Source organism: Pedobacter borealis DSM 19626 (assembly GCF_000708285.2).
Lineage (GTDB): Bacteria > Bacteroidota > Bacteroidia > Sphingobacteriales > Sphingobacteriaceae > Pedobacter > Pedobacter borealis.
Genome location: NZ_JAUG01000181.1, coordinates 1 through 2,298 on the forward strand (window position 1 = coordinate 1; position 2,298 = coordinate 2,298).

The window sequence follows — 2,298 nt, forward strand, 5'->3', positions numbered from 1 at the left end:
ATTATATCTTATTTACGCCTAATCCCGCTTTATCGTCCTGCTGAATTTATTTCAGCATCTTTTTAGCGTGAAAGACCCTGAAATAAATTCAGGGTGACGACCGTCTTAACAGAAAACTTGATTAAAACGCCACAAAATGAGATTTAATAATCGAACTCAGGTTAATAGATATTTCAACAAAAAGGATGAATTGAGGCATTCACTTTTTCAGAATCTAAAGGTGGAATCAATGAATAATTTTATTGAATGTTATACAGCTTCCGGATTATGCTGGATACAGCTTCCATATTTTGATATTCTTTCTCACAAAATTACAGGTAAAGAAGTGGATGAATATGTTATACCAACTCATAATAAGTTTACTGCTTCGTACTATAAATTATTCATCATTTTAGATAGTAAGGAGATGCTAGAGTTTACGGAAATCTACAGTTCAATTTCTGAAGTTAACCGACTTTTAGGTATATTAATGTTTGATTACGATGAAAAAAAAATTAGTAGTTAAAACCAATCGATACCACGATGTTATTACAAACGCACAGAAAGAAAATAGAATAAGGCTGGAAAGGATTGGTGAGAAATTCAAATTGAAATACGGTTAGTTAATCTACCTTCTTTCCAATAGGGGGAAAAGGTACTACTTTCAGTACTATACTAAAATTGATATTCTTTTCTGAACAATCAGTGCATCTTTTTTGTTAGGTAAATAATTAACTTATCTTTGCCCAGCAATATTTAAAAGGCCATAATCAGCTCAATAAATATTTGCCGAAATAATTATGCCAGTTGCCGGTTAAAACTGTTGAGGACGCATTAGAGTATTTACAATAAATTAATTTAAATGAATATTTCACCAAACTCTGTAGTAGCGTTAACTTACGAATTGCATACTACTAACGAAGAAGGACAACAAGTTTTTGTAGAAAAAGCTGACGAACAAAATCCTTTAGTATTTTTATATGGCGTTGGCATGATGTTGCCTAAATTTGAAGAACATTTAACTGGTTTAAAAACTGGTGATGAATATGGCTTCGAGCTATCTGCAGCAGATGGTTACGGTGATATCGATCCAGGTGCTTTTGCCGATCTTCCAAAAACTATGTTTACTGAAGCTGGTGGCGAATTACCAAATGTAGGCGATGTGATTCCTTTACAAGATAACAATGGTAATCAGTTTAGAGCAGGTGTTACCGCTGTTCACGACGAAACCATTTCAGTAGATTTAAACCACCCAATGGCTGGTAAAAACTTAGTGTTTAACGGTGTGATTTTAAATGTACGTGAAGCTACTCAAGACGAATTGGCTCATGGTCATGCTCACGGAGCTGATGGTCATTCAGGTCACTAATTATAGATAAGCGATTTCGAAGAAGTCAAGTTTTAAATGGCAAAGTTGCTATAAAACTTGACTTCTTTCGTTAATATCCGTGTTTTAATCTTGAAAAACCTCCTCTAAAATGAGTTTAAAGCCAGGTAAAATTGTTGAGGTTACCTCTTCACCTTCAGTGAGCAGTTTTGTTGGTTGAAACTTGCTCTTATCATCAAGGATATATCTGAAAAATGTTTTTTCCGAAGGACTTACAATCCAGTATTCTTTAACACCGGCTTCTTCATAAACCTCGTATTTATTGATCAATTCTTTTTTATTGTTGCCAGGCGATAAAATCTCGACAACGATATCCGGTGCACCAATGCATCCACGTTTATCCAGTTTGGATGGATCGCAAACTACCACAATATCGGGTTGCACTACGGTAAAAACTTCTTTGTCATCTTGAGTTTTCTTAGCTAAACGGACATCAAAAGGGGCGCAGTAGACATGACACGGTTTCCCCTTGAGTATATTGTATATAGGGACAAAAATGTTGGCTGAAATTCCTTGGTGAATTCGAGAAGGAGCAGGACTCATTTTAAATAAGTGTCCTTTAATAATTTCTAAGCGTTCCTCAAATTCGAAGCGCATATAATCTGCGTAACTGTATAAAGTAGAAAAATCGACCTCGTTAAGGGTTTTAATTGGAGGTTGCTCCTCTTCAGTAGGATATGGTTTAATGCTTTTCATGATTTTTTATATTAATCTTCAAAAACCTCATCTAAAATGAGTTTAAAGCCTGGCATAATCATCGTAGTTACCTCTTCGCCCTCAGTGAGCAGTTTCGTTGGTTGAAACTTGCCATTATCATCAAGGATATACCTGAAAAATGTTTTTTCCGAAGGACTTACAATCCAGTATTCTTTAACACCGGCTTCTTCATAAACCTCGTATTTATTGATCAATTCTTTTTTATTGTTGCCAGG

At 35.0% G+C, this 2,298-nt stretch carries 4 protein-coding genes; 2 read left to right on the forward strand and 2 right to left on the reverse strand.

The features are described from left to right. Positions 1–136: 136 nt before the first annotated feature. A complete protein-coding gene (locus AW17_RS23290; RefSeq protein ID WP_029280750.1) occupies positions 137–505 on the forward strand; it encodes a hypothetical protein in 369 nt (122 codons plus the stop codon). Positions 506–841: 336 nt separating this feature from the next. After that, complete coding sequence (locus tag AW17_RS23295) at positions 842–1,348, forward strand: FKBP-type peptidyl-prolyl cis-trans isomerase (protein ID WP_029280752.1); 507 nt, start codon at positions 842–844, stop codon at positions 1,346–1,348. Positions 1,349–1,432: 84 nt separating this feature from the next. Here the strand turns inward: AW17_RS23295 and AW17_RS23300 are convergent, their stop codons facing one another. Further along, complete coding sequence (locus AW17_RS23300) at positions 1,433–2,062, reverse strand: Uma2 family endonuclease (RefSeq protein ID WP_051692065.1); 630 nt, start codon at positions 2,060–2,062, stop codon at positions 1,433–1,435. 11 nt (positions 2,063–2,073) lie between these two features. Beyond that, a partial coding sequence (locus AW17_RS23305; protein ID WP_029280756.1) for a Uma2 family endonuclease occupies positions 2,074–2,298 on the reverse strand: 225 nt, incomplete at its 5' end.